This window comes from Arthrobacter sp. LjRoot14 (assembly GCF_964253905.1).
In the GTDB taxonomy this organism is placed as follows: Bacteria; Actinomycetota; Actinomycetes; order Actinomycetales; family Micrococcaceae; genus Arthrobacter.
This window is the reverse complement of the sequence record NZ_CAXURL020000001.1, coordinates 2,738,511-2,759,413: the sequence shown is the minus strand read 5'-3', so window position 1 is coordinate 2,759,413 and position 20,903 is coordinate 2,738,511. Positions and strand designations below refer to the sequence as shown.

The following is a 20,903-nucleotide window of genomic DNA, read 5'->3' as shown; positions in this document are numbered from 1 at the left end:
TAGATGAGCCAGGAACAGCCTCCCCTCCGTAGCCGTCGCGAATTGCGGCAGGCCAGAGATGAGCGCGCGGAATCACGCCAGGACACGGGGACCTCTGCCCCGGGTCCGGTTCCCCCTGCCTCAAACGCGCCCGGCAACGGCACACCGGCGCCTGCCCGGGAGGACGGCACCGGCCGCATCCGCCGTGTGGCTCCCGGTCCCGTCGACTCCGTCCGTACACCGTCGGGATCCGAGCGGTCCTCGCAGAGCCGGGCGCGCGACCGCGCCGCCCTGCGCACCATCAAGGAACTTGCGGAGAAGGAGGAGCGGCTCTCCGGCGGTGGCCCGCCCACGCGCCGCCAGCTCCGGCTCCAGCAGCTCCAGGCCGAGGCTGCGCCCGCTACGGCCGCGAACGTGATCGTCCCGCCGGCCCGCACTTCCGCACAGCGCACCGTGCCGCAGGCCCGGACGGGACAGTCAGCGCCCCAGGCGCGGCCGGGGCAGGCCTCGCCGCCTAAGGGGCCCTCGCCGCAGGCAGCAGCTCCGCGGGAGGACTCGCCGGAGGCAATCACGGACAGCAAGCTTCCCGAGGGCATGACTGTCGAACAGGCCCTCGCAGCGCGGTCACTCATCGCCGAACAGGCCCGGAACCAGATCGCCAAGATGGAGCACATCGCGGCGAACGACCCCGAAGCGGTGGATCCGGAAATCCTCGCGGAGCAGATCGCCCTGGCCGAGCGCGCCGCCGTCCTGAACAAGCGGGCCATGGCCAAGCAGAAGCTGGCCGAGCAGGCCAGCCAGCCGGCCCACCCAAAGACCGAACCATCAGCCGTCAGCAACCTTGCGATGGTCACGCCTCTGGAGTTCGAGAAGGTTCCAGGGATCGACCGGCCGGTGATGAAGAAGCCTGCCACCTCCTACGTGCCGGTGGTCACCAATCCCGGCCCGAGGCTGCAGCCGGCCGGCACCAAGGGTGCGCGCAAGCCTGGCCCCGCGAAGCGGACCGCGAGGCCTGCGACAGGCCGGGCCGGGGTGCTTGCCCGCGCTGAGGCAGCCGCCCAGGCGGCAGCCGATCCAGCGGCGGTAGTCCAGGCATCCGCCCCCGGTGAGCCGTGGGCTGCTGAAGCCGGCGAGAATTTCGTCGACAAGCCGCGCGTCGCCGCCAACACCGCCTACGGTCTGGAACCGCTCGACGCCGTAACAGCCGGCCTGGGCAGGGCACACCGTATCCGGCTGCTGCAGCTCGCCGTCCTCGCACTGGGGATCGTCGCGCTGATTGCGGGCGTCACCATGATCATCAGCGGCCTGACGCCCTGACCCACCGCACCGGCGCATCAGGGCGCCGCCATCCTCACGCATGACGGCGCCGACATCAACGGCGCCGGACCTACATAGCTTTAAACCACTACAAGGAGTCCCGTGACTGCAACCGATTCATCCATCGCCATAGCCCGCGTCGCCGCGCGCGCTGCAGCGGACAAGATAGCCCAGGACATCGTTGGCCTGGACGTCAGCGAGCGGCTGGCCCTGGCCGACGTCTTCCTGATTGCCTCCGCGCCCAGTGAGCGCCAGGTCAACGCCATCGTCGACGGCATCGAAGAGGAACTGGGCAAGCAGGATCTCCGTCCTGTCCGCCGCGAGGGCCGTTCCGGCGGACGCTGGGTCCTGCTGGATTACTCGGACGTGGTGATCCACGTCCAGCATGAGGAAGACCGTGTGTTCTATGCCCTGGAGCGCCTGTGGAAGGACTGCCCGGTGGTTGACCTCCAGCTCGGGGAAGACTCGTCCGCCAAAGCGGCCGTTTCCTCGGACAGCGAGTAATCCCGGGCCGGCCGCCGAATATGCCCGATTTGGAATTTTCGGAACGGCTGTTCTAAGATATTTGAGTTGCTTCGGAGAGATCCGGACGCAGAACCGGGCCCGACAGTGAAGACTGAAGGTGCCGGAGCAATGAAAATTCGGGGCTGTGGCGCAGCTGGTAGCGCACCTGCATGGCATGCAGGGGGTCAGGGGTTCGAGTCCCCTCAGCTCCACCGAATGGTCCGTCGGAATCGTGAGATTCCGGCGGACTTTTTTGTTTATTACCCTGGTTCCTTGCTGAGGTTCGCTGGTTCCACCACCTACGGCCGACCAACTGCAGGGTTCCGGACCCGAATTGGCGTCTTACACAATTGTGGTTTAAGATAATCAAGTTGCTTACGGAGATCGATCCGAAAGAAACAAGAGTTTGGGGCTGTGGCGCAGCTGGTAGCGCACCTGCATGGCATGCAGGGGGTCAGGGGTTCGAGTCCCCTCAGCTCCACCCTGGATTGAACAGCAGAAGCCGCCCGGTCGGGCGGCTTCTGCCGTTTAACGCTCGACTAATATGGGAGCGTGAACGAATCCCTTCCGCCCTGCCCGAAATGCTCCAGTGAATACACCTATGAAATGGGAGCGCTGCTGGTGTGCCCCGAGTGCGCACACGAGTGGTCCGCAGAGGCCCCGGAGACGCCAGGAGCCGCGGACGCGGTTATCAAGGACGCGGTGGGCAATGTCCTCGCCGACGGTGACACTGTGACCGTAATCAAGGACCTTAAGATCAAGGGAAGCTCCACAGTCATCAAGGTGGGGACCAAAGTACGCGGCATCCGGCTCATGGACGGCGTGGGTGACCACGACATCGACTGCAAAGTGGACGGCGTCGGCCCTATGCAGCTGAAGTCCAGCGTCGTCAAAAAGGTCTAGGCGGGTCCCGACATCCCCGATGCCCAGGCGGCGGAACTGCACGCCGCAGATGTTGTGGTGGTCGGTGCGGGCCAGGCCGGTCTGTCCGCCGCTTACCACTTGCAGCGGCGCGGCTTCCTGCCCGCGGGACAGACCGCGGGTCCCGCTGCCGTGCAGGACGTCCCGGGAACCTACGTGGTGCTGGACGCCGAAGCCGGACCCGGCGGGGCCTGGCGCCACCGCTGGCAAAGCCTCAGGATGGCCACCGTCAACGGCATCAGCGATCTGCCGGGCATTCCCCAGCCCGAAGTAGACCCGGCTGAGCCAAGTTCAAAGTTCCTTTCACGCTACTTCGGGGATTACGAGGAGGAACTCGGGCTGAACATCGTCCGCCCCGTTAGAGTCCGCTCGGTATCCCGGGAAGGTGGCGCCCCGTCCGGGAGGCTAAGAATCGAAACCTCTGCGGGCACCTGGTCCGCGCAGGCGGTCATCAATGCCACAGGCACCTGGACCCGGCCGTTTTGGCCCATCTACCCGGGCCAGTCCTCCTTCCGGGGCAGACAGCTGCACGTGGCCGACTACGTGGCGGCAGAGGAATTCCGAGGGAAGCATGTCATTGTGGTGGGCGGCGGCATCTCGGCCGTCGGCCTGCTCGACGAAATATCCCGGGTGACCACCACGAGCTGGTTCACCCGCCGGGAACCGGTGTGGCGCGATGCCGGCTTCGACCGGAAGGCGGGGCACGACGCCGTCGCGCTCGTTGAAGAACGGGTCCGGCAGGGACTTCCTCCGCAGAGCGTGGTGTCAGCCACGGGACTGATCTGGACGCCTTCGTTGCGTGCGGCCGCCGCGCGCGGCGCCCTGGACCGGCACGCGATGTTCACATCAATAGAGCCCCACGGGGTCCGGCTGGACGACGGAACCTTCCTGGCAGCCGATGTGATCCTGTGGGCCACCGGGTTCCGGGCCGAGCTGGAACACCTTGCCCCGCTGCACCTTCGCGGCAGCGGCGGGGGGATCGTTATGGACGGCACGCAGGTGGCAGCGGACGAACGGATCCATCTGGTGGGTTACGGGCCGTCGTCGTCCACCATCGGCGCCAACCGGGCCGGCCGCGCGGCAGTGGCCGGCATCATGAAGATGCTCGGCCGGCGACGCCCGGACGGGGTGCCTGCGGCGTCAGCCGGGGCCGTTTCACGGTAGGTTTACCGGGTAGCTTTTCGCCGGGGGATCCCTCCCCGACGGCGGAGCAATGGTCGGCAGGATGATTGCCGGCCGAAGGCGATGAACAGAGAAGAAGGCAGCTTGGACGTGGCGGAAAACACCCTGGACTCAGTCCTCTCCGGTCTGCGCCGGTTCCCGGATGTCGAAGCCCCCAACCTGCAGGCCTGGGATGCCACGGACAAGCTGCTCCTCGAAACAGCGGCCGGACTCCTGGCCCCGGACAGCCGCGTCGCGGTGGTGGGTGACCGCTACGGCGCCCTCACGCTCGGGGCACTGGCTGCCTGCGGGGTCCGGCACGTGCGAGTCCACCAGGACCTGATTACGGGGGAGCGGGCCCTCCGCAATAACGCTGCGGCGCTCGGCGCCGACGCGTGTTTTGAGCAGCTGCCGCTCGGTCCGGCCCTTTTCGACGGCGCCGACGTGGTGCTGCTCCAGCTGCCCAAAACGCTCGCGGAACTGGAAGAAGTGGCCGACGCCGTGGCCCGCTACGCAGGGCCGCACACTGTCCTGCTTGCAGGCGGCCGGATCAAGCACATGAGCCTGGGCATGAACGCCGTCCTGCAACGCCACTTCAGCGACGTCCAGCCACAGTTGGCGCGGCAGAAATCCAGGGTCCTGATAGCCAGGGACCCCCGGCCCGTTACGGGACCGCCGCCGTTTCCCGTCGCCGACCGCAACAGCGAACTGGAGCTCACTGTCTGCGCGCGGGGAGCGGTGTTCGCCGGCACGAAGCTCGACATCGGGACACGGTTCCTGTTGAGGTACCTGCCTGACATGCCGTCGGCAGGGAACATGGTGGACCTCGGCTGCGGTACCGGCATCTTGGCCGCCATGTATGCCAGGCGCCACCCGGAATCGAAGGTTACGGCGACAGACCAGTCGGCGGCCGCCGTCGACTCCGCCCGGGCCACAGCGGAAGCCAATGGCCTCGCAGGCCGGATCACCGTTCTCCAGGACGACGCCATGAGCTCGCTGCCGGACGGCAGCGCCGGCCTCATCCTGCTGAATCCGCCCTTCCACCTGGGTGCCAGCGTCCATGCCGGGGCAGGAATCAAGATGTTCGGGGCCGCCGGAAGGGTGTTGGAGCCGGGCGGGGAACTCTGGACCGTATACAACAGCCACCTGCAGTATCTGCCCGCCCTGGAACGGTACGTCGGTCCCACCCGCCTGGCCGGCAGGAACGCGAAGTTTACGGTGGCTGTCAGCACCGGACGCGCCCTGCACCATTAGCAGCGCGAACGCCGGGCAGGTCGGCCCGCGGCGCGACCCGGCCCTGCAAGTGACACCACGGTCCCGGAACTCCGCGTGGGAGCGTACCGCCGCGCGCGCAGGTAACGTACGATTCAAGCATCAGTAGTGCATAACCGAAGACGTTTAGGGGAATCCGTGACTGAGATCCGCACGCCAACGCCGAGGCGCGGAACCAATTTGCCCCGCATGGGGGACTTCAATCTCACGGTGATATTGGATGCCATCCGCCGGTCCTCGGGAGGCCTCAGCCGGGTGGAACTCGCCCAGATCGTAGGGCTCTCCCCGCAAACCATCTCCAACATCTCCCGGCGGCTGCTTGACCAGAACCTCATCGTCGAAGCCGGGAAGGAAGGAAGCGGGCCGGGTAAGCCGCGCACCATCCTCCGGTTGAACCCCGCCGGAATGTATGCCGTGGGGGTCCACTTGGATCCCGCCGTGACCACTTTCGTGGTGCTGGACCTCGTGGGCTCCGTTGTCAGGCACTCACGGATCAACACCCCGGGCGCCAGCGACCCCGACGGCATCATCGCCACCATTGCCGCCGAGATCAAGGACCTGGTGGCAGCCTCCGGCGTCGACCCGGACAAGATCGCAGGGCTCGGCGTCGCAGCCCCCGGTCCCATCAACCTGGATGAGGGAACCGTCGTTGACCCGCCGCTGTTGCTGGGCTGGGACCGTGTGCCCCTGCGCGATGCCCTCGCGGAGGCGACCGGACTGTCCACCCTGGTGGACAAGGACGTCACCAGCGCGGCCGTCGCCGAAACCTGGGCCGGCGGCCCCAGCGGCTCCGGCAGTTTCGTTTTTATGTACATGGGCACCGGCATCGGCTGCGGCATCGTCCTGAACGATGAAGTGGTGCGCGGGACGTCGGGGAATGCCGGCGAAATCGGGCACATCATTGTTGACCCGGACGGTCCGCCCTGCGACTGCGGTCTTCGGGGCTGCGTGAAGTCAAGCAGCATCCCGCAGGTCCTCGTTGCGCAGGCCGAAGCCGCCGGCGTGCTGGAGGTTGTGCGCCAACCCTCCGGTGCTCTGGACATCCAAGAGAGCTTCGCCAAACTGTGCGACGAAGCCGACGCCGGCAACAGCAAGGCGGGAGAGATCATCGACCACTCCGCCGTCCTGGTCGCCCGTGCGGTGGCGGTGGTCACGAACACCCTCGACGTCGAAAGGGTTGTCTTCGGCGGCCCCTTCTGGACGCGCCTCTCACGGAGGTACCTGGACCGGGTTCCCCAACTGCTGGCAGACAACAGCGCAGCCCGCCAGATCCACGGGATAGAAGTTGTTGGAACCGGAGTGGGAGAGGACGTAGGAGCTATCGGTGCTGCCTGCCTGGTGCTGGAGCATACGCTGGCACCGCGCGCACAGCGGCTGCTGCTGGAAGGCTGACGCCGGCCTTCCGCTGCTCTGTCAGTGGGGAGCACTAACCTGAAATTGCATATCGGCTAAAGGCTGGGGCCAGCTGGAGGATATTGGGGGCTGCAGCCGCTCGAAGATTGGAGCGTCATGCACCGCCCTGCCAAATTCCTTGCGGCGATGATGTCGGCGGCAGCGCTGCTGGCCACATCAGCCTGCTCCGCCGAACAACCGGCGGCCGAGAACCGGACCCTGAAGATCGTTTACCAGAAGACCGACTCGTTTACCGCCCTCGACACCTTGTTCAAGGACGCCAAGAAGGACTTCGAAGCTGCCAACCAGGGCACCACCGTGGAGCTGCAGCCCATCGAAGCCAACGATGACGACTACGGCACCAAGCTGGCGCTGGCCCTGCGGTCTTCTGAGACCGCCCCCGACGTCTTTTACGAGGACACGTTCAAGGTGAGGTCCGACGTCGACGCCGGATACCTCCTGAAACTGGACGGATACCTCGAAAAATGGGCCGACTGGAAGTTGTACAACGAGGCCGCCAAAGCTGCCGGCACCGGGGACGACGGCGGGATCTACGCCGTGCCCCTCGGAACTGACACCCGCGCCATCTGGTACAACAAGAAGGTCCTTCAAAAGGCAGGCATTTCGGTTCCCTGGCAGCCCCGAAGCTGGGAGGAGATCCTTGACGCCGCCCGCAAGATGAAAGCCGCGGACCCGTCCCTGGTCCCGTTCAACATGTATGCCGGCAAGGCCACGGGTGAAGGCACAGTCATGCAGAGTTTTTACGAACTGCTGTACGGCACGGACAGCGAACTCTATGACCAGCAGGAGAAAAAATGGGTGATCGGTTCCCGGGGGTTCACCGATTCCCTGTCTTTCCTGAAGACCCTCTACGACGAAGGACTTGCCGTCACGCCTGCCGAGGCGCTTGACGCAAACGTGTGGAAGAAGGTCTTCGGCGATTGGCTGCCGCAGGGCAAGATGGGGGCAACTGTGGAAGGTTCGTACACGCCGTCGTTCTGGCAGAAGGGCGGCAACTACGAATGGGCCGGCTATGCGGAGGACATGGGAGTGGCAAAGTTCCCCACCCAGCGTGGCCAGGAGCCCGGCGGCGTCAGCATGTCCGGTGGCTGGACCCTGGCCGTCGGAGCGGACTCGAAGAACCCGGACCTGGCGTTCAAGTTCCTTTCCGAGGCCCTGAGCAAGAAGAACTCACTGGCGTTCACCGTGTCCGGCTCCCAGATCGCGGTCCGGACAGACGTCGCCGCCGAACCGGAGTACCTGGCGGCGAATCCGTTCGTCAAGGACGTCTCCGAACTCGTATCCGTCACGCACTACCGGCCCGCCACGGCGGACTATCCGCGGATCTCCGCCGCGGTCCAGGAGGCCACCGAAGCCGTGATCACCGGTGCCCTTTCGCCGCAGGAGGCCGCCGCGCAGTACGACAAGTCAGTCAGGGACCAGGTGGGTGACGCCAAGGTCGTGCAGAAATAACGCATGGCTGAACGACGAACTGTCCGGCGGCAGCTCCGGCTGCTGCCGGTGGTGCCCTCTGTCCTGCTGCTTCTCCTCTTCCTGGCGGCGCCCGTCCTGTGGTCCTTCCACGCTTCCTTCACCAATGCCGCCCTCACCGGCCGCAACGCCAGGAACCCGGCCTGGACCGGCGTCGAAAATTATGTGCGGCTGTTCAGTGACTCTGCGTTCCCGGCCGCGGTCCTCCTGACCATCGTCTTTGTTGTTGCGTCAGCGGTGGTGGGCCAGAACCTGCTGGGACTCCTGATTGCGGGCCTGATGACGCGCGCCCGGAAGCCGGTGTCCGCAGTCGTGGGTACTGCGGTGGTCGCCGCCTGGGTGCTTCCCGAGATTGTGGCGGCCTTTGCCGCTTATGCCTATTTCAGCAAGGACGGGACGCTGAACCAGCTGCTCGGCAATGCCGGCGCTGCCGGGCCGGACTGGCTCTATGCCTATCCCATGGTGGCCGTGGTGCTGGCCAACATCTGGCGCGGCACCGCGTTCTCCATGCTGGTGTACCGGGCGGCCCTGGCCGACGTTCCCCGGGACATCTCCGAGGCAGCCCTGATGGACGGCGCTTCCGGCTGGCAGCGCCTGGTGTTCATCACGCTGCCGCTGATCAGGTCCAGCATCGCCACCAATTTGATGCTCGTGACGCTCCAGACCCTGGCCGTGTTCACCCTGATTTGGGTGATGACGGCCGGCGGGCCGTCCAATGCCAGCACCACCTTGCCGGTCCTCGCCTACCAGGAGGCCTTCAAATTCGGCGACATCGGCTACGGCACGGCCATCGCCTCGGTGCTCATCGTCCTGGGCCTGGTGTTCGGGATTGCCTACGTCCGGCTGCTCAAGGGGGACAAACGATGACGACGACAGGCCGGCGGCCCCTTGAAGTGGCTTCACGGCGGCCCACCCGCCGGGGAGTTGCCTCGCCAGGATTCCGCCGGGCCCGGACGCCGGCAGACGCCGCCCTGTTGCTGATCGGCGCCTGCTTCGTGTTGCCGCTGCTCTGGCTGGTATTCGCCTCCCTGGACACAACGGCGGGTTACCGGACCCAGTTGCCGGCCAGTGCTTCGCTCGACAACTTTGCGGCTGTCCTCACTCCCGAACTACTGCTCGGACCGCTCTGGAACAGCCTTTTGCTCTCCGCCGGGACGGCAACAGTTACCCTGGGCGCAGCCGTTCTGGCCGCGTACCCGCTGTCCCGGTTCCAGTCCAGGTTCAACCGGCCGTTCCTGTATTCGATCCTGTGCGGCACCTGCCTGCCGATTACGGCCATCATGGTGCCCGTTTATGGCCTGTTCGTCCAGCTGCGCCTGCTGGATTCGCTGCCGGCCACAGTGCTCTTCCTTGCGGCAACTTCCCTGCCCATGGCCATCTGGATGACCAAGAACTTCATGGACGCGGTGCCCGTTTCGCTGGAGGAGGCCGCCTGGGTGGACGGCGCCTCCGGGCTGACTGCCCTGCGTTCCGTGGTGCTGCCGCTCATGCGCCAGGGGCTGGGAGTGGTGTTTATTTTCGTCTTCATCCAGACCTGGGGGAACTTCTTCGTACCGTTCATCCTGTTGCTGTCGCCGTCAAAGCAGCCCGCGTCGGTTTCGATCTTCAGCTTTTTCGGACAGCACGGCGCAGTCGCTTACGGCCAGCTGGCCGCATTCTCCATTTTGTATTCGGTTCCGGTCCTGGTCCTCTATGTGCTGGTGGCGCGGGGAGCCGGCGGATCGTTTGCGCTGTCCGGAGCGATGAAAGGCTGAGCCGCCTTCAGTCGATGTCCTCGACTACTGTCCCGAACGGAATCGTGTTGTCCAGATGCGCCTGATGGCCGTGGGGCAGGTTGAGCACCCGGACTCCGTGTACTTTTTCCGCCGCCGACTGCATGAGGATCGGACGGACAGTGTTGATGAAACTCTCGCTCTTACCGGCGAGGTACTCCTGGTAACTGGCTGGAAGCTGAATCATGCCATCAGGATAGTCCTGCGCGGCCCGCATGGGGAGTGGTCCCCATTGTGGAATCTGCCGCCCGGGTCTTGGATAGTATGGCCCGTGGCGGGCGCCTAGTGACCGCCGGACATCCGGCAGCAGCAGCGGCCGTTCATGAACAGCAACCAGGGGGAATTCCAGTGCTTCAGACTACGGCCGCCGTCCGGATCGAAGCGGCGGAACTGGCCCGGGCGCAGCAGGTCATGGGCAGCATCTCCCGCAGCTTCGACGCAAAGGTTGTGGGGCAGGCCAGGCTCCGTGAATCGCTGCTGGTAGGGCTCATGACCGGCGGCCACATCCTGCTCGAAAGCGTCCCCGGACTGGCGAAGACCACGGCCGCGCAGACGGTCGCGGAGGCCGTCAGCGCAGAGTTCCGGCGGATTCAGTGCACGCCGGACCTGCTCCCCAGCGACATCGTGGGCACGCAGATCTATGATGCCGCCAAGGGCACGTTCGTCACCCAGCTTGGCCCGGTCCACGCCAACATCGTGCTCCTGGACGAGATCAACCGCTCCAGCGCAAAAACCCAGAGCGCCATGCTCGAAGCGATGCAGGAGCGGCAGACGTCCATCGGGGGAGTGGTGCACCGGCTGCCTTCCCCCTTCCTTGTCCTGGCGACGCAGAACCCCATCGAGCAGGAGGGCACCTACCTGCTGCCCGAGGCCCAGATGGACCGCTTTATGCTCAAAGACGTCCTGGACTACCCCACGCCTGCGGAAGAGGCCGAGATCATCCGCAGGATCGATTCCGGCGTCTTCACCGACGAACAGCGCCCCGCCGCGGCTGCGTCCCTGGCCGCGGTCTCGGAAGTGCAGGAGCTGGTCAAACGGGTCTACATCGATCCCGCAATAGTGCGGTACATCGTGGGGCTGGTGTTTGTCACCCGGAACGCGGCCCAGTACATCGACTCCCGCCTGGCGGGTTTTATCGAATTCGGAGCCAGCCCGCGCGCCAGCATCGCCTTCAGCCAGGCCGCCCGCGCCGTCGCCCTCCTGAACGGCCGGGACCACGTGATTCCCGAGGACGTGAAGGCACTGGCCCACCGCGTGCTCCGGCACAGGATTATCCTCGGCTTCGAAGCGGTGGCGGAGCAGGTTCCCGTCGAAACCGTCATTGATGCCATCGTGGCGTCCGTCCAGACTCCGTGAGCGCGCCCGCATGTCCAGCCTCCTGACCCGGGTGAAATCGAAGATGTCGATCTTCGCCCACCGCAAGGCACGCGGAATGCTCGACGGCGAATACGGTTCCGTTTTCAAGGGCCGCAGCCTGGACTTTGACGACCTCCGGGCCTACATTCCCGGAGACGAAGTCCGCGACATCGACTGGAAAGCCTCTGCCCGGCACGGATCCCCGCTCATCAAGCGCTATGTTGCAGTGCGGCGGCAGACCGTGCTGCTGGTCACGGATACCGGACGCAACATGGCTGCCTCTGCGCTCGGCGGCGAGGAGAAGAAGGACATTGCCGTGATGGCCTTGGGCGTGGTGGGCTACCTTGCCCACCGTCACGGCGACGTGGTGGGGCTCGTCTGCGGCGACGGGACGTCGACCCGGTCCCTGCCCGCGAAAGCCGGCGAGGCCCACCTGGAAAGGCTTCTTCGCGAAGTCAACGATGCCACGGCGCTGACCTCGCCCCGCAGCGACATCAGCGAGCAGCTCTCCTATGTGGCACGCAACTTCGGCCAGCGCATGCTGCTCTTCGTTGTGGCCGATGAGGTGGTGCCCGACGCCGGAATGGAGCGGCTGCTTCGCCGCCTGCGCGCCCAGCACGAAGTCCTCTGGCTGACCGTCCGCGACGCGCAGCTGGCCGGCCCCGACTCCGCCGTACCAAACTCCACCGGGACACAGGCAGCCGCCGCCGGACCCGCCGACCGGTACGACGTTGCGGACGCCGGCTTCCTTCCCGGCCGCCTGGCGGCGTCCGAGGCCATCATCCGTGCCTATGCCGCGGCGCAGGAGCAGCGCGATGCAGCGCGGGAAGCTGTGCTGCGGCGGATGGGCATAGCCCACGTCCACGCGGGCAGCAGCCATGATGTAATGCCTGCGGTGTTCACCCTGCTGGAACGGCACCGCCGTGGGAAATGACTCCGGGTTCTATGGCCCCTTGGAATACAGTGCCTGGCTGCCGTGGGCCGGCCTCGGCGTGCTGGTGCTCGTGGCTGCGTGGCTGGCCTACGTGCTCCTGAGCACCCGGCGGCGGCCCGACGTATTCGCCGTACCTCCCCCCGCGCCGCCATCGGATCCGTCCGGCCTGAAACGGGACTACCTGAGCCGGATCGATAGTGTGGCGGCTGATGCCACGGCCGGCCGGCTGTCCGCCCGCGCCGCGCACCAGGAGCTGAGCCTGCTTATCCGGAGTTTTGTCCGCGACGTCACCGGGATCAATGCTCCACGGATGACCCTGGCTGAGCTCAACGAGCAGAACATTCCGGCGGCCGCCCTGGCTGTCAGCAGCTTCTACCCGGCGGAATTCAGCCCCGAACCCCGGGACGCTGAACCCCGGTCCACTGAATCTCCCGCCACTGAACCCCGCGACGCTGTGGCGATGGCGGCGGAAACGGCCCGGGAGGTGGTCAGGACATGGAGCTGATCTTCTGGTGGATGATTCCGGCGGCCCTGCTTCTTGGCGCAGGGGCGTACTGGATGGCGCGCAGGCAGCGGGGCGACCAAGCGACCCGGCGGCCCGTGGCCCACGGCAGCCGGCTCACCGAGCTGCCGGAGTACCGGGCCGCTGTGCGGCGGCACCGGCGCCTGCTCACAGTTGCCGCCGTCGCCGGCGGGGTGCTGATGGCGGCAGCCGTGGTGGCAGCAGCACGTCCCGCCGAACGAACCACAGTCAGCCCCGAACAGCGCAACCGCGACATCATCCTGTGCCTTGACGCCTCGGGATCCATGAGCAGCGCCGACGCGGCGGTGGTGGAAGTCTTTGCCCGGCTCGCAGAGGGATTCGACGGCGAGCGGCTGGGCCTGACCGTCTTCGACAGCAGCGCGGTGCAGGTCTTCCCCCTTACCGATGATTACGACGTCGTGCAGGAGCAGCTTGAGGCAGCCCGGAAAGCTTTTGACGGTGCACCCGGCAGCGCCGCGTTCCTGGACGGCACATGGAACGGCGCAGGTTCCTCGCTGATCGGCGACGGGCTGGCCTCCTGCGTGCAGGGCTTCCCGGCAAACGGCGGCAGTACCGGCATGGGCGGGAAGGCAACCGACGGCACGGAGGAACGATCCCGCTCCGTAGTACTGGCCACCGATAACTTCATTTCCGGTGAGCCCATCTTCACCCTGCAGGAAGCGGCGGCACTGGCCAAAAAGAAGGACGTCCGGGTCTACGCCCTCAACCCCGGAGACTTCGACTACGGCACGGACCCCGACCAGCCAGGCGTTCAGCTACGCACCGCTGCGGAAGGCACCGGCGGTGCTTACTACGCGCTGGACAGCCCGGAAGCCGTCGCGGAGATCATCCGCAGGGTCCAGTCCACAGAGGCCAGCGTCTTCAAAGCCGCCCCGCAAGCCGCCGTTTCGGACCGTGCCGAGATTCCCCTGAGCATCGCTTTGCTGTCCGGACTGGTGCTGGCCGGCGCTACGTGGAGGCTGCGGTCGTGACGTTCCAGCCCATCTGGCCGTGGTGGATCATGCTGCCGGTTGTTGTCGCCGTCGTCGTCTTCCTTACGTGGACGGCCGTCGGAAGCCGGCTCCGCGGCGCCGGCCTTCGCGGGTTGCTGCTGCCTTCCGGACTTGTGGTCCTGCTGCTGCTGGCGGCCCTCCGCCCGGGTGTGCCCGGCGGGAGCGTCCGGGCCGCGGCAACCGACGTGAACGTTTTCTTCGTGGTGGATACCACCAGCAGCATCTCCGCCGAAGACTACGGCAAGGGAAGTCCAAGACTGGACGGCGTCCGGAAGGACATCATGGCCATAGCCGGGGAGCTGGCCGGGGCCCGGTTCTCCATGATCACGTTCGATTCACAGGCGGTGGTCCGGATGCCCCTGACGACGGACACATCAGCCCTTGATACGTTGACCGGCGTGCTGGAACCCCAGATCACCATGTACTCGACAGGCAGCAGCGTCACTGCCGCCCGGACCGTCCTTAACGAACGGCTGGGGGCAGCGCGGGAGAGCCACCCGGAGCGGGCGCGGATCGTCTACTACTTCGGCGACGGCGAGCAGACCAGCGGAAGGGCACCGGAGCCCATGAACGTGGATGCTTCGCTGGTCAACGGCGGCGCGGTGCTCGGCTACGGCACAGACCAGGGCGGGCGAATGAAGGAGAAGAGCAGCTATTCAGCCGACGAAGCCACCGGCTACATCCAGGACCGCAGCGGGGAAAACGCAGGGGACGCCGTGTCCCGAATCGACGAGGACACGCTTCGGGGGATCGCAGCGCAGCTCGGCGTTCCCTATGTCCACCGGGCAGCTGGGGATGCAGTGGCCCCGATGATGCAGGCGGCCCGGCCCGGCGCCCTCAAGGAAGCAACGGAGTCAGTCGAGGGCAGGGTGGAACTGTACTGGGCCCCGGCACTGGCCGCGTTCTTCCTCGCGCTGTGGGAGAGCCTCACGGTGCTCCGCCAGCTGAGGCAGCTCAGGCCCGGAAGACAGGAGGCCCGCGCATGACCCGGGCCGCGGGCCTGCAACCGGTGCAGGACCAGCGCAAGCGTCGACGGCGCCGTTTGCTGCTGGGATCCGCAGTGCCTGTGTCAATTGCCGTGGCGCTCGCCGTCAAGCTCTTGAGCGTCGGCTACCTGGGCGGCGAGGCGGCAGGATCGTTCGGCCGCGGCGACCAGGCTGCCCTTGCCTCCGCGGCATCCGGACTGGGCATCGCCAATATCGTGGAACGGCACAAAGCGCCTTTTGCGGCCGCCGATGCACTGGTGCTGGGCGGGGACTACGACGGTGCCCGGGTCCTCTTCGAGGCAGCCCTCGCTGACGCCCCGCCGGCTGACGAATGCAAGGTGCGCGTCAACCTGGTCCTGAGCATCGAACGGCTGGCAGACAAGGCCGTCGAGTCGGGTGGCTCCGGCGCCGAAGCAGGCCACCTTTACGGCGACGGACTGGCGGCGGTCAAGGCCGCTCCGCCCGGGTGCTTCAATCCCCAGGGCAGCGAGGCCGCCGCCAACGGGGCGGACGGCGAAGGCGACCGCCTCCGGGAAGCGGAACAACGGTTGCAAGGCAAGGCGGACAAACTCGGAGGCGCCGCGTCCGGCACCGAACCCGGGTCCGGCGACAAGCAGCCGCAGCCCGATCCGGAACCGCAGCAGAGCCAGCTGGACAAACTGGGGGAGCAGGCCAGGTCCGCGCAGCGGGAACGCAACGGCGGCATGCAGCGGGACGAGTACCTCAGGAAGGCCGACACCGGATCCGGCACAGACAAACCCTGGTGATCCGCGGAGGTTGCGACCAATTCCCCTAGCGCCGGGAGTTATCCTCCACCACGCTGATAAGGGGGGAAGCCGAACAACAGAGCGGCGGCAGCTGATGAAAATCGCAAGGTATGTCAACGGCCCTCAATGGATGTGGGCTTCGTGGCTGGTTGCGGCGATGCTCTCGCTGGCGTTCCTGGACCTGACTCTGTACGGTTTGGTGATCCCGGCTTCAGCACTTGTGCTCGCTCTCCTCGCAGGTCCCGGACTCCGGAGGTCCGGGAACGCACGGCCACGAGTCGACAAGCTGGACCTGGCCGTGGTCGCGGCACTGTACCTCGCCGTCGTCGCGCTCTTCCGACTGGCATTCACGGTCTTCACCACTGCCAACGTCCTGGGCCTCTTCCTGTGCTTCGGCACCGGGCTTGTCCTGGGAGTCGCGGGGCCGGTGTTCTACACGGTGCGGCGGCGGCGGCCTTTGTCCGACCTGGGCCTGTGGCTGGGAAACTGGAAAGAGGCTGTCATCCTGGGCCTTGTCCTGTCCGCAATCCAGTTCGCCATCACCCTCCGGGGTTATACGCTGCCGGCGCCCGTGGACTGGATTCCGCTGCTGGTGATGTCGCTGACCGTCGGGGCCTTTGAGACGGTCTTCTTTAGAGGATTCGTCCAGACGCGCCTGAGTGCAAGTCTGGGCCCGGCCCCCGGGATCGCGCTGGCGGCGGCCCTGTACGCGGTGTACCACGTCGGCTACGGGATGAGCGGGCAAGGGATGGTCTTCCTGTTCGGTCTCGGCGTCGTCTACGCCGTGGCCTTTGCGCTGGTCCGGAACGTTCTTGTCCTGTGGCCGCTGCTCACCCCGCTGGGTTCGTTCTTCAACAACCTCAACAGCGGGGATATCGAGCTGCCCTGGGAAGCGATCCTTGGATTCGCCGATGTCCTGGGCCTGATGGCCGCCGCGGTGTGGTTGGGGCACCGGAGGTTACGGAAGGCAGCCGGCCGCCAGCCCTGAATCCGCAGGCAGCCGCGCACATCATTCCGGGTGCTGGTCAATTGCGGGCGTTTCGGCGAACAATGTTCTGCGCGGCGACGCAACAGAGCGTAAAGGTGCGTCTTAATTCGGGAGCCAGCTTGAACGCCGCGGAGCAGGGCCCTAGAGTCTTATACAAGTTACCGAGGTAACGTGTCAGCGATCCTCCGGCAGGAGGGTGTGGGTGCCCCCATGTGGGCCTGACATTTGCTCACGGACAACTTCCTGTCAGGCGTAACAGTCGCGGCTGCGCCCTGCCGAAGTTTTCTCCGTGTTCCCAAACTCAAATTCATTGACGGTTCAGCGTTTCCGAGGTCCCATGGACTGAGGCTCGGCTGCCGGCAATGGCTCAAAGCCAAGGACGCAAATGTCTCCACCTAGCCTTATTGACACACATCCGAATCTCTCCGACGCCGCCCCGGTGGCGCTTTCGTACGAGCTGTTCCCGCCGCGTTCTCCGGCGGCCGCCGAGTCGCTCTGGACCACTATTGGCGAGCTGGAAGCCACGGACCCGGACTACGTTTCCGTGACGTACGGCGCCAGCGGATCAAACCGGGACACCGCCGTCGAACTCATCAACCGGCTTCTGCTCGAGACGACGCTGCGCCCGCTGGCCCACCTGACCTGCGTAGGCAACACGCCGGAGGAACTCTCCGAGATCATCGGTGAGCTCCTCGACGTGGGCGTCCGCGGGATTCTGGCCCTCCGCGGTGACAGGCCCAAGGACGGAGCGGCACCGGTTACCGGTTCCCTTCGGTACGCCCAGGACCTGATCGAACTGATCCGCCGCGTGGAGCAGCGCCGTTCGGCCCTGCTGTGTGCCGGCAGAGTGGCGGTCGGCGTGGCCGCGTACCCGACGCGGCACCCGGAATCACCCACCGAAGCCCACGACGTCGAGGTGCTGCTCGCCAAGCAGCGCTCCGGGGCCGACTTCGCCATCACACAGGTGTTCTTCCATACGGAGCAGTTCGCCGACCTCATCACGAGGGCGCGCCGGGCCGGGGTCACCATCCCCATCATCCCGGGCGTTATGCCCCTAACCAGCGTGCGGCGGCTCAACCGGCTGGCTGAGCTGACCGGCGTCGAACCCGCACCGGAACTGATGGCGCGCCTGGCAGCCGCGGACACCGACGCCGAGCGCCGGCTGATCGGAGTCCGGGCAACGGTGGACCTGGCCAACGCAGCCCTGGATGCCGGAGCACCGGGCATCCACCTGTACACCTTCAACGAACACGCGTGTGCTCTGGAGGTCCTGGACAAGCTGGCCCTGCCGCGCCCGGCCCGTCCGGCGAGCAGGCTCAATGCCATTGCCCGCCGCCACCAGGAAATGGCCAGCTGAGCCGGCTCCGCCCGACAGCACCGCCCGCCCGTCAATACCGCCCGCCCGCGGCACGCACCGCACGTTCGGCAGCACCGCCCGCCCGTGGCTCCGGCGCGCCCTCCGGCATTGACACTCTCATCCAACACCCCTGACTTTCACCAACACCCAAGGAATTCCACATGACTGAGCAGAACACCCCGGCCGTGACCACTCCCTTCCCGTCCGCTTCGATCCTGGGCTATCCGCGCATCGGCCGCCGCCGCGAACTGAAGAAGGCCGTCGAAGCCTACTGGGCCGGCAAGATCGACGCCGCCGCCCTCGATGCCGCCGCGAAGGAGATCCAGCTGGGCACCGCCAAGCGCCTGCAGGGACTCGGCCTGACCGAAGCCGCCGCTGTTCCGGGCACCTTCTCCTTCTACGACCAGGTGCTCGACGCCGCCGCCCACCTCGGCGCCGTGCCGGCCCGTTTCGGCAACCTCCTCAACGCCGAGGGACAGCTGGACATCGACGGCTACTTCACCCTGGCCCGCGGCAACAAGGAAGAGCAGCCGCTGGAAATGACCAAGTGGTTCGACACCAACTACCACTACCTCGTGCCGGAAATCGGCCCCGAGACCAAGTTCGCGCTGACCTCCAACCGCATCGTAGAGGAGTTTGAGTACGCCCTCGCCAACGGCGTGGAGACCCGCCCGTACATCGTGGGTCCGGTCACCTTCCTGCTCCTGAGCAAGGCTTCCGACGACGCCCCGGCCGGTTTCAGCCCGCTGTCCCGCCTCGAGGACGTCCTGCCGGTCTACACTGCACTGCTGGAGAAGCTGGCCGCCGCCGGAGCAAGCTGGATCCAGCTGGACGAGCCCGCCCTCGTGGTTGACCAGGACACCTCCGCCGAAGAGATCCAGGCCGCCGTTGCCCGCTCCTACGAGGTCCTGTCCGCTGCAGCCCGCCGCCCGCAGCTGTTCGTTTCCACCCCGTACGGCGCACTCAATGGCCAGCTTGGCACCCTCGCGGCCACCAATATCGACGCCCTGCACATCGACGTCTTCAAGGGCGCTGTTCCCTCCGCAGCGGCACTCGCGGCACTGGGCAGCAAGACCCTGGTTGCCGGCGTCGTGGACGGCCACAACATCTGGCGCAATGATCTCGCCGCCTCTGCGGAGAAGATCGCCGAACTGAAGAAGTCCGTGGCCACGCTCGCCGTCAGCACCTCCACCTCCACCCAGCACGTCCCGCACGACGTCGAGGAAGAGACCCAGCTGTCCGAGCAGCTCCGCAGCTGGCTGGCATTCGCCGACCAGAAGGCCGTTGAAGTGGCAACCCTCGCCGGCCTGCTGACCGATGCCGCCGGTGTTGAAACAAACACGGTGCAGCAGGCCATCGACGAAGCCACCCGCATCATCGCGTCCCGCGCCGCCGCCGATGGTGTGCAGCGCGCCGATGTCCGGGCCCGCACCGCCGCCCTGACCCCGGCCGACTTCAACCGCTCCGAGTACTCGGTCCGCGAAGCAGCCCAGGAAGAGGCCCTGCACCTGCCGCCGCTGCCCACCACCACCATCGGCTCCTTCCCGCAGACCTCCGAAATCCGTTCCGCCCGCGCCCGTAACAACAAGGGCGACCTCACCGACGAGGAGTACGAGCAGCTCATGAAGGACGAGATCAAGCGCGTTGTGGAGCTCCAGGAAGAGCTCGGCTACGACGTCCTGGTCCACGGCGAGCCCGAGCGCAACGACATGGTCCAGTACTTCGCCGAGAACCTGGAAGGCTTCGACGTCACGGTCCACGGCTGGGTCCAGTCCTACGGCTCACGCTGCACCCGTCCGTCCATCCTGTGGGGCGACGTCACCCGCAGCGCCCCCATCACGGTGAAGTGGGCCGAGTACGCCCAGTCGCTGACCAGCAAACCGATGAAGGGCATGCTCACCGGTCCGGTCACCATCCTGGCCTGGTCCTTCGTCCGCGACGACCAGCCGCTGGGCGAGACCGCCAACCAGGTCGGCCTGGCCCTGCGCGACGAAATCGCCGACCTCGAAGCAGCCGGCATCAAGGTCATCCAGGTGGACGAGCCCGCACTGCGCGAACTCCTTCCCCTGCGCAAAGCCGACCAGGCCGCGTACCTGGACTGGTCCGTCAACTCGTTCCGCCTGGCCACGGCCGGTGCTGCCGATTCCACGCAGATCCACACCCACCTGTGCTACTCGGAGTTCGGCGCCATCATCGACGCGATCGACGGACTGGATGCTGACGTCACCTCGATCGAGGCCGCACGCTCCCGAATGGAAGTTGTCCACGACCTCGAGTCCCACAGCTTCGGCCGCGGCGTTGGCCCGGGCGTCTACGACATCCACTCGCCGCGCGTCCCGGGCGAGCAGGAAGTCACCGAGCTGCTCAGCACCGCCGTGAAGCACGTCCCGTCCCGCCAGCTCTGGGTCAACCCGGACTGCGGCCTGAAGACCCGCGGCTACGCCGAGACCGAGGAGTCCCTGCGCAACCTCGTCGCGGCCACCAAGACGGTCCGCGCTGAACTGCTCGAAGCAGCCAGGTAACAACCACTGACTAAAGCACGACGGCGCCCGGTCACTTTTTCGGTGACCGGGCGCCGTCGTCGTTAATCACGCATCGACTGCTGAGCAACTGCCCTTTTGACCGCCCAAAAGGGCGCCCACGGAGGAGTCGATTTAGGACTCCCAGACGATTTCGTCGTCGACGACGCCGTCTTCATCCGCGGAGGCCACCAGGACTTCGTCAGTGAAATGCTCGCCCAGGGTGAAGTCGAGGACAAAGTAGCGTTCAGGCTGGCCGGGGTAGATTCCCACGTGGCCGAGTTTCAGGGCCTTCAGGAACACCGCATTCGTCAGCTGGCTTTTGTCTTCCACGCCGAAGACCTTCTTGAGGTGCTCATCCTTGATGGCGTTGCAGTGGAAGTGCCGGTACTCCTGGGGGCTGGTGCCCTCCTGTTCCAGCTCCTCGGCGATCATGTCCCGCACCTGGTCCACGAGCTCGGGCAGGTACCGCAGCCGGTAGTCCACCTTGTGCATGGCCGCCTCGTCGAAGTGGTCGTGCGCATTGATGTTGAGGTCCAGCTCAACCGGCTGCCCGCCCAGTTCATGCTTCGCTGCAATGTTGTGGTCCCGGCCGTGGTTAAGCTCGATCTCACCAAAGAGCCGGCTCGCTACCTTGTTCATATGTTCAAC

General features: G+C 66.2%; 20 protein-coding genes and 2 tRNA genes. 20 read left to right on the top strand and 2 right to left on the bottom strand.

Annotated features, from left to right (window positions below; genetic code table 11):
• The first annotated feature begins 3 nt into the window (after positions 1 to 3).
• The 11 genes from ACSQ12_RS12380 (at position 4) to ACSQ12_RS12330 (ending at position 9,791) form a co-directional block, all read left to right on the top strand.
• On the top strand, positions 4 to 1,296 hold the full coding sequence (locus tag ACSQ12_RS12380) for a hypothetical protein (protein ID WP_436065594.1): 1,293 nt from the start codon (positions 4 to 6) through the stop codon (positions 1,294 to 1,296).
• Between the two features lie 102 nt (positions 1,297 to 1,398).
• Complete coding sequence (gene rsfS, locus ACSQ12_RS12375; RefSeq protein ID WP_209744185.1) at positions 1,399 to 1,800, top strand: ribosome silencing factor; 402 nt, start codon at positions 1,399 to 1,401, stop codon at positions 1,798 to 1,800.
• 139 nt (positions 1,801 to 1,939) lie between these two features.
• A tRNA-Ala gene (locus ACSQ12_RS12370) sits at positions 1,940 to 2,012 on the top strand.
• A 196-nt stretch (positions 2,013 to 2,208) separates the two neighbouring features.
• Positions 2,209 to 2,281 (top strand) — tRNA-Ala (locus ACSQ12_RS12365).
• 71 nt (positions 2,282 to 2,352) lie between these two features.
• Positions 2,353 to 2,703: a zinc ribbon domain-containing protein YjdM gene (locus tag ACSQ12_RS12360; protein ID WP_436065593.1), complete on the top strand. Its 351-nt coding sequence runs from the start codon at positions 2,353 to 2,355 to the stop codon at positions 2,701 to 2,703.
• Positions 2,704 to 2,757: 54 nt separating this feature from the next.
• Positions 2,758 to 3,885, top strand: a complete 1,128-nt coding sequence (locus ACSQ12_RS12355) for an NAD(P)-binding domain-containing protein (RefSeq protein WP_436065592.1) — start codon at positions 2,758 to 2,760, stop codon at positions 3,883 to 3,885.
• Between the two features lie 108 nt (positions 3,886 to 3,993).
• Positions 3,994 to 5,136: a class I SAM-dependent methyltransferase gene (locus ACSQ12_RS12350; RefSeq protein WP_436065591.1), complete on the top strand. Its 1,143-nt coding sequence runs from the start codon at positions 3,994 to 3,996 to the stop codon at positions 5,134 to 5,136.
• A 156-nt stretch (positions 5,137 to 5,292) separates the two neighbouring features.
• The gene (locus ACSQ12_RS12345) at positions 5,293 to 6,546 is read left to right on the top strand and encodes an ROK family transcriptional regulator (RefSeq protein WP_436065590.1); all 1,254 of its coding nucleotides are present in this window, start codon (positions 5,293 to 5,295) and stop codon (positions 6,544 to 6,546) included.
• Between the two features lie 117 nt (positions 6,547 to 6,663).
• On the top strand, positions 6,664 to 8,019 hold the full coding sequence (locus tag ACSQ12_RS12340; RefSeq protein ID WP_436065589.1) for an extracellular solute-binding protein: 1,356 nt from the start codon (positions 6,664 to 6,666) through the stop codon (positions 8,017 to 8,019).
• Positions 8,020 to 8,022: 3 nt separating this feature from the next.
• Positions 8,023 to 8,904, top strand: coding sequence for a carbohydrate ABC transporter permease (locus ACSQ12_RS12335; RefSeq protein WP_209744202.1), 882 nt, complete (start codon positions 8,023 to 8,025; stop codon positions 8,902 to 8,904).
• The gene (locus ACSQ12_RS12330; protein ID WP_436065588.1) at positions 8,901 to 9,791 is read left to right on the top strand and encodes a carbohydrate ABC transporter permease; all 891 of its coding nucleotides are present in this window, start codon (positions 8,901 to 8,903) and stop codon (positions 9,789 to 9,791) included. Before ACSQ12_RS12335 ends, ACSQ12_RS12330 begins: the two co-directional genes overlap by 4 nt.
• A 7-nt stretch (positions 9,792 to 9,798) precedes the next feature.
• On the opposite strand, the gene ACSQ12_RS12325 is transcribed toward ACSQ12_RS12330, so the two are convergent.
• Positions 9,799 to 9,996 carry a hypothetical protein gene (locus tag ACSQ12_RS12325; protein ID WP_245199119.1) on the bottom strand — a complete coding sequence of 66 codons (198 nt, stop codon included), beginning with the start codon at positions 9,994 to 9,996 and terminating at the stop codon, positions 9,799 to 9,801.
• Positions 9,997 to 10,157: 161 nt separating this feature from the next.
• Between ACSQ12_RS12325 and ACSQ12_RS12320 the strand changes: the two genes are divergently transcribed.
• From ACSQ12_RS12320 to metE, 9 genes are all read left to right on the top strand, one after another.
• Positions 10,158 to 11,165, top strand: a complete 1,008-nt coding sequence (locus ACSQ12_RS12320; protein ID WP_209744209.1) for an AAA family ATPase — start codon at positions 10,158 to 10,160, stop codon at positions 11,163 to 11,165.
• Positions 11,166 to 11,175: 10 nt separating this feature from the next.
• Positions 11,176 to 12,099, top strand: coding sequence for a DUF58 domain-containing protein (locus tag ACSQ12_RS12315; protein ID WP_436065587.1), 924 nt, complete (start codon positions 11,176 to 11,178; stop codon positions 12,097 to 12,099).
• Positions 12,089 to 12,604 carry a hypothetical protein gene (locus ACSQ12_RS12310; RefSeq protein WP_436065586.1) on the top strand — a complete coding sequence of 172 codons (516 nt, stop codon included), beginning with the start codon at positions 12,089 to 12,091 and terminating at the stop codon, positions 12,602 to 12,604. Before ACSQ12_RS12315 ends, ACSQ12_RS12310 begins: the two co-directional genes overlap by 11 nt.
• Entirely contained in the window at positions 12,595 to 13,614 is a 1,020-nt protein-coding gene (locus ACSQ12_RS12305; RefSeq protein WP_436065585.1) for a vWA domain-containing protein, read from the top strand. The genes ACSQ12_RS12310 and ACSQ12_RS12305 overlap by 10 nt, the downstream gene beginning before the upstream one ends.
• On the top strand, positions 13,611 to 14,621 hold the full coding sequence (locus ACSQ12_RS12300) for a vWA domain-containing protein (RefSeq protein ID WP_436065584.1): 1,011 nt from the start codon (positions 13,611 to 13,613) through the stop codon (positions 14,619 to 14,621). Before ACSQ12_RS12305 ends, ACSQ12_RS12300 begins: the two co-directional genes overlap by 4 nt.
• Complete coding sequence (locus ACSQ12_RS12295) at positions 14,618 to 15,388, top strand: hypothetical protein (protein WP_436065583.1); 771 nt, start codon at positions 14,618 to 14,620, stop codon at positions 15,386 to 15,388. The genes ACSQ12_RS12300 and ACSQ12_RS12295 overlap by 4 nt, the downstream gene beginning before the upstream one ends.
• Positions 15,389 to 15,482: 94 nt before the next feature.
• Positions 15,483 to 16,376 carry a CPBP family intramembrane glutamic endopeptidase gene (locus ACSQ12_RS12290; protein ID WP_436065582.1) on the top strand — a complete coding sequence of 298 codons (894 nt, stop codon included), beginning with the start codon at positions 15,483 to 15,485 and terminating at the stop codon, positions 16,374 to 16,376.
• Positions 16,377 to 16,761: 385 nt separating this feature from the next.
• Positions 16,762 to 17,733, top strand: coding sequence for a methylenetetrahydrofolate reductase (locus ACSQ12_RS12285; protein ID WP_436065581.1), 972 nt, complete (start codon positions 16,762 to 16,764; stop codon positions 17,731 to 17,733).
• A gap of 161 nt (positions 17,734 to 17,894) precedes the next feature.
• Positions 17,895 to 20,255, top strand: coding sequence for a 5-methyltetrahydropteroyltriglutamate--homocysteine S-methyltransferase (gene metE, locus ACSQ12_RS12280; protein WP_436065580.1), 2,361 nt, complete (start codon positions 17,895 to 17,897; stop codon positions 20,253 to 20,255).
• Between the two features lie 132 nt (positions 20,256 to 20,387).
• Here the strand turns inward: metE and ACSQ12_RS12275 are convergent, their stop codons facing one another.
• The gene (locus ACSQ12_RS12275) at positions 20,388 to 20,894 is read right to left on the bottom strand and encodes a DUF2004 domain-containing protein (RefSeq protein WP_209744237.1); all 507 of its coding nucleotides are present in this window, start codon (positions 20,892 to 20,894) and stop codon (positions 20,388 to 20,390) included.
• Between the last annotated feature and the right edge of the window lie 9 nt (positions 20,895 to 20,903).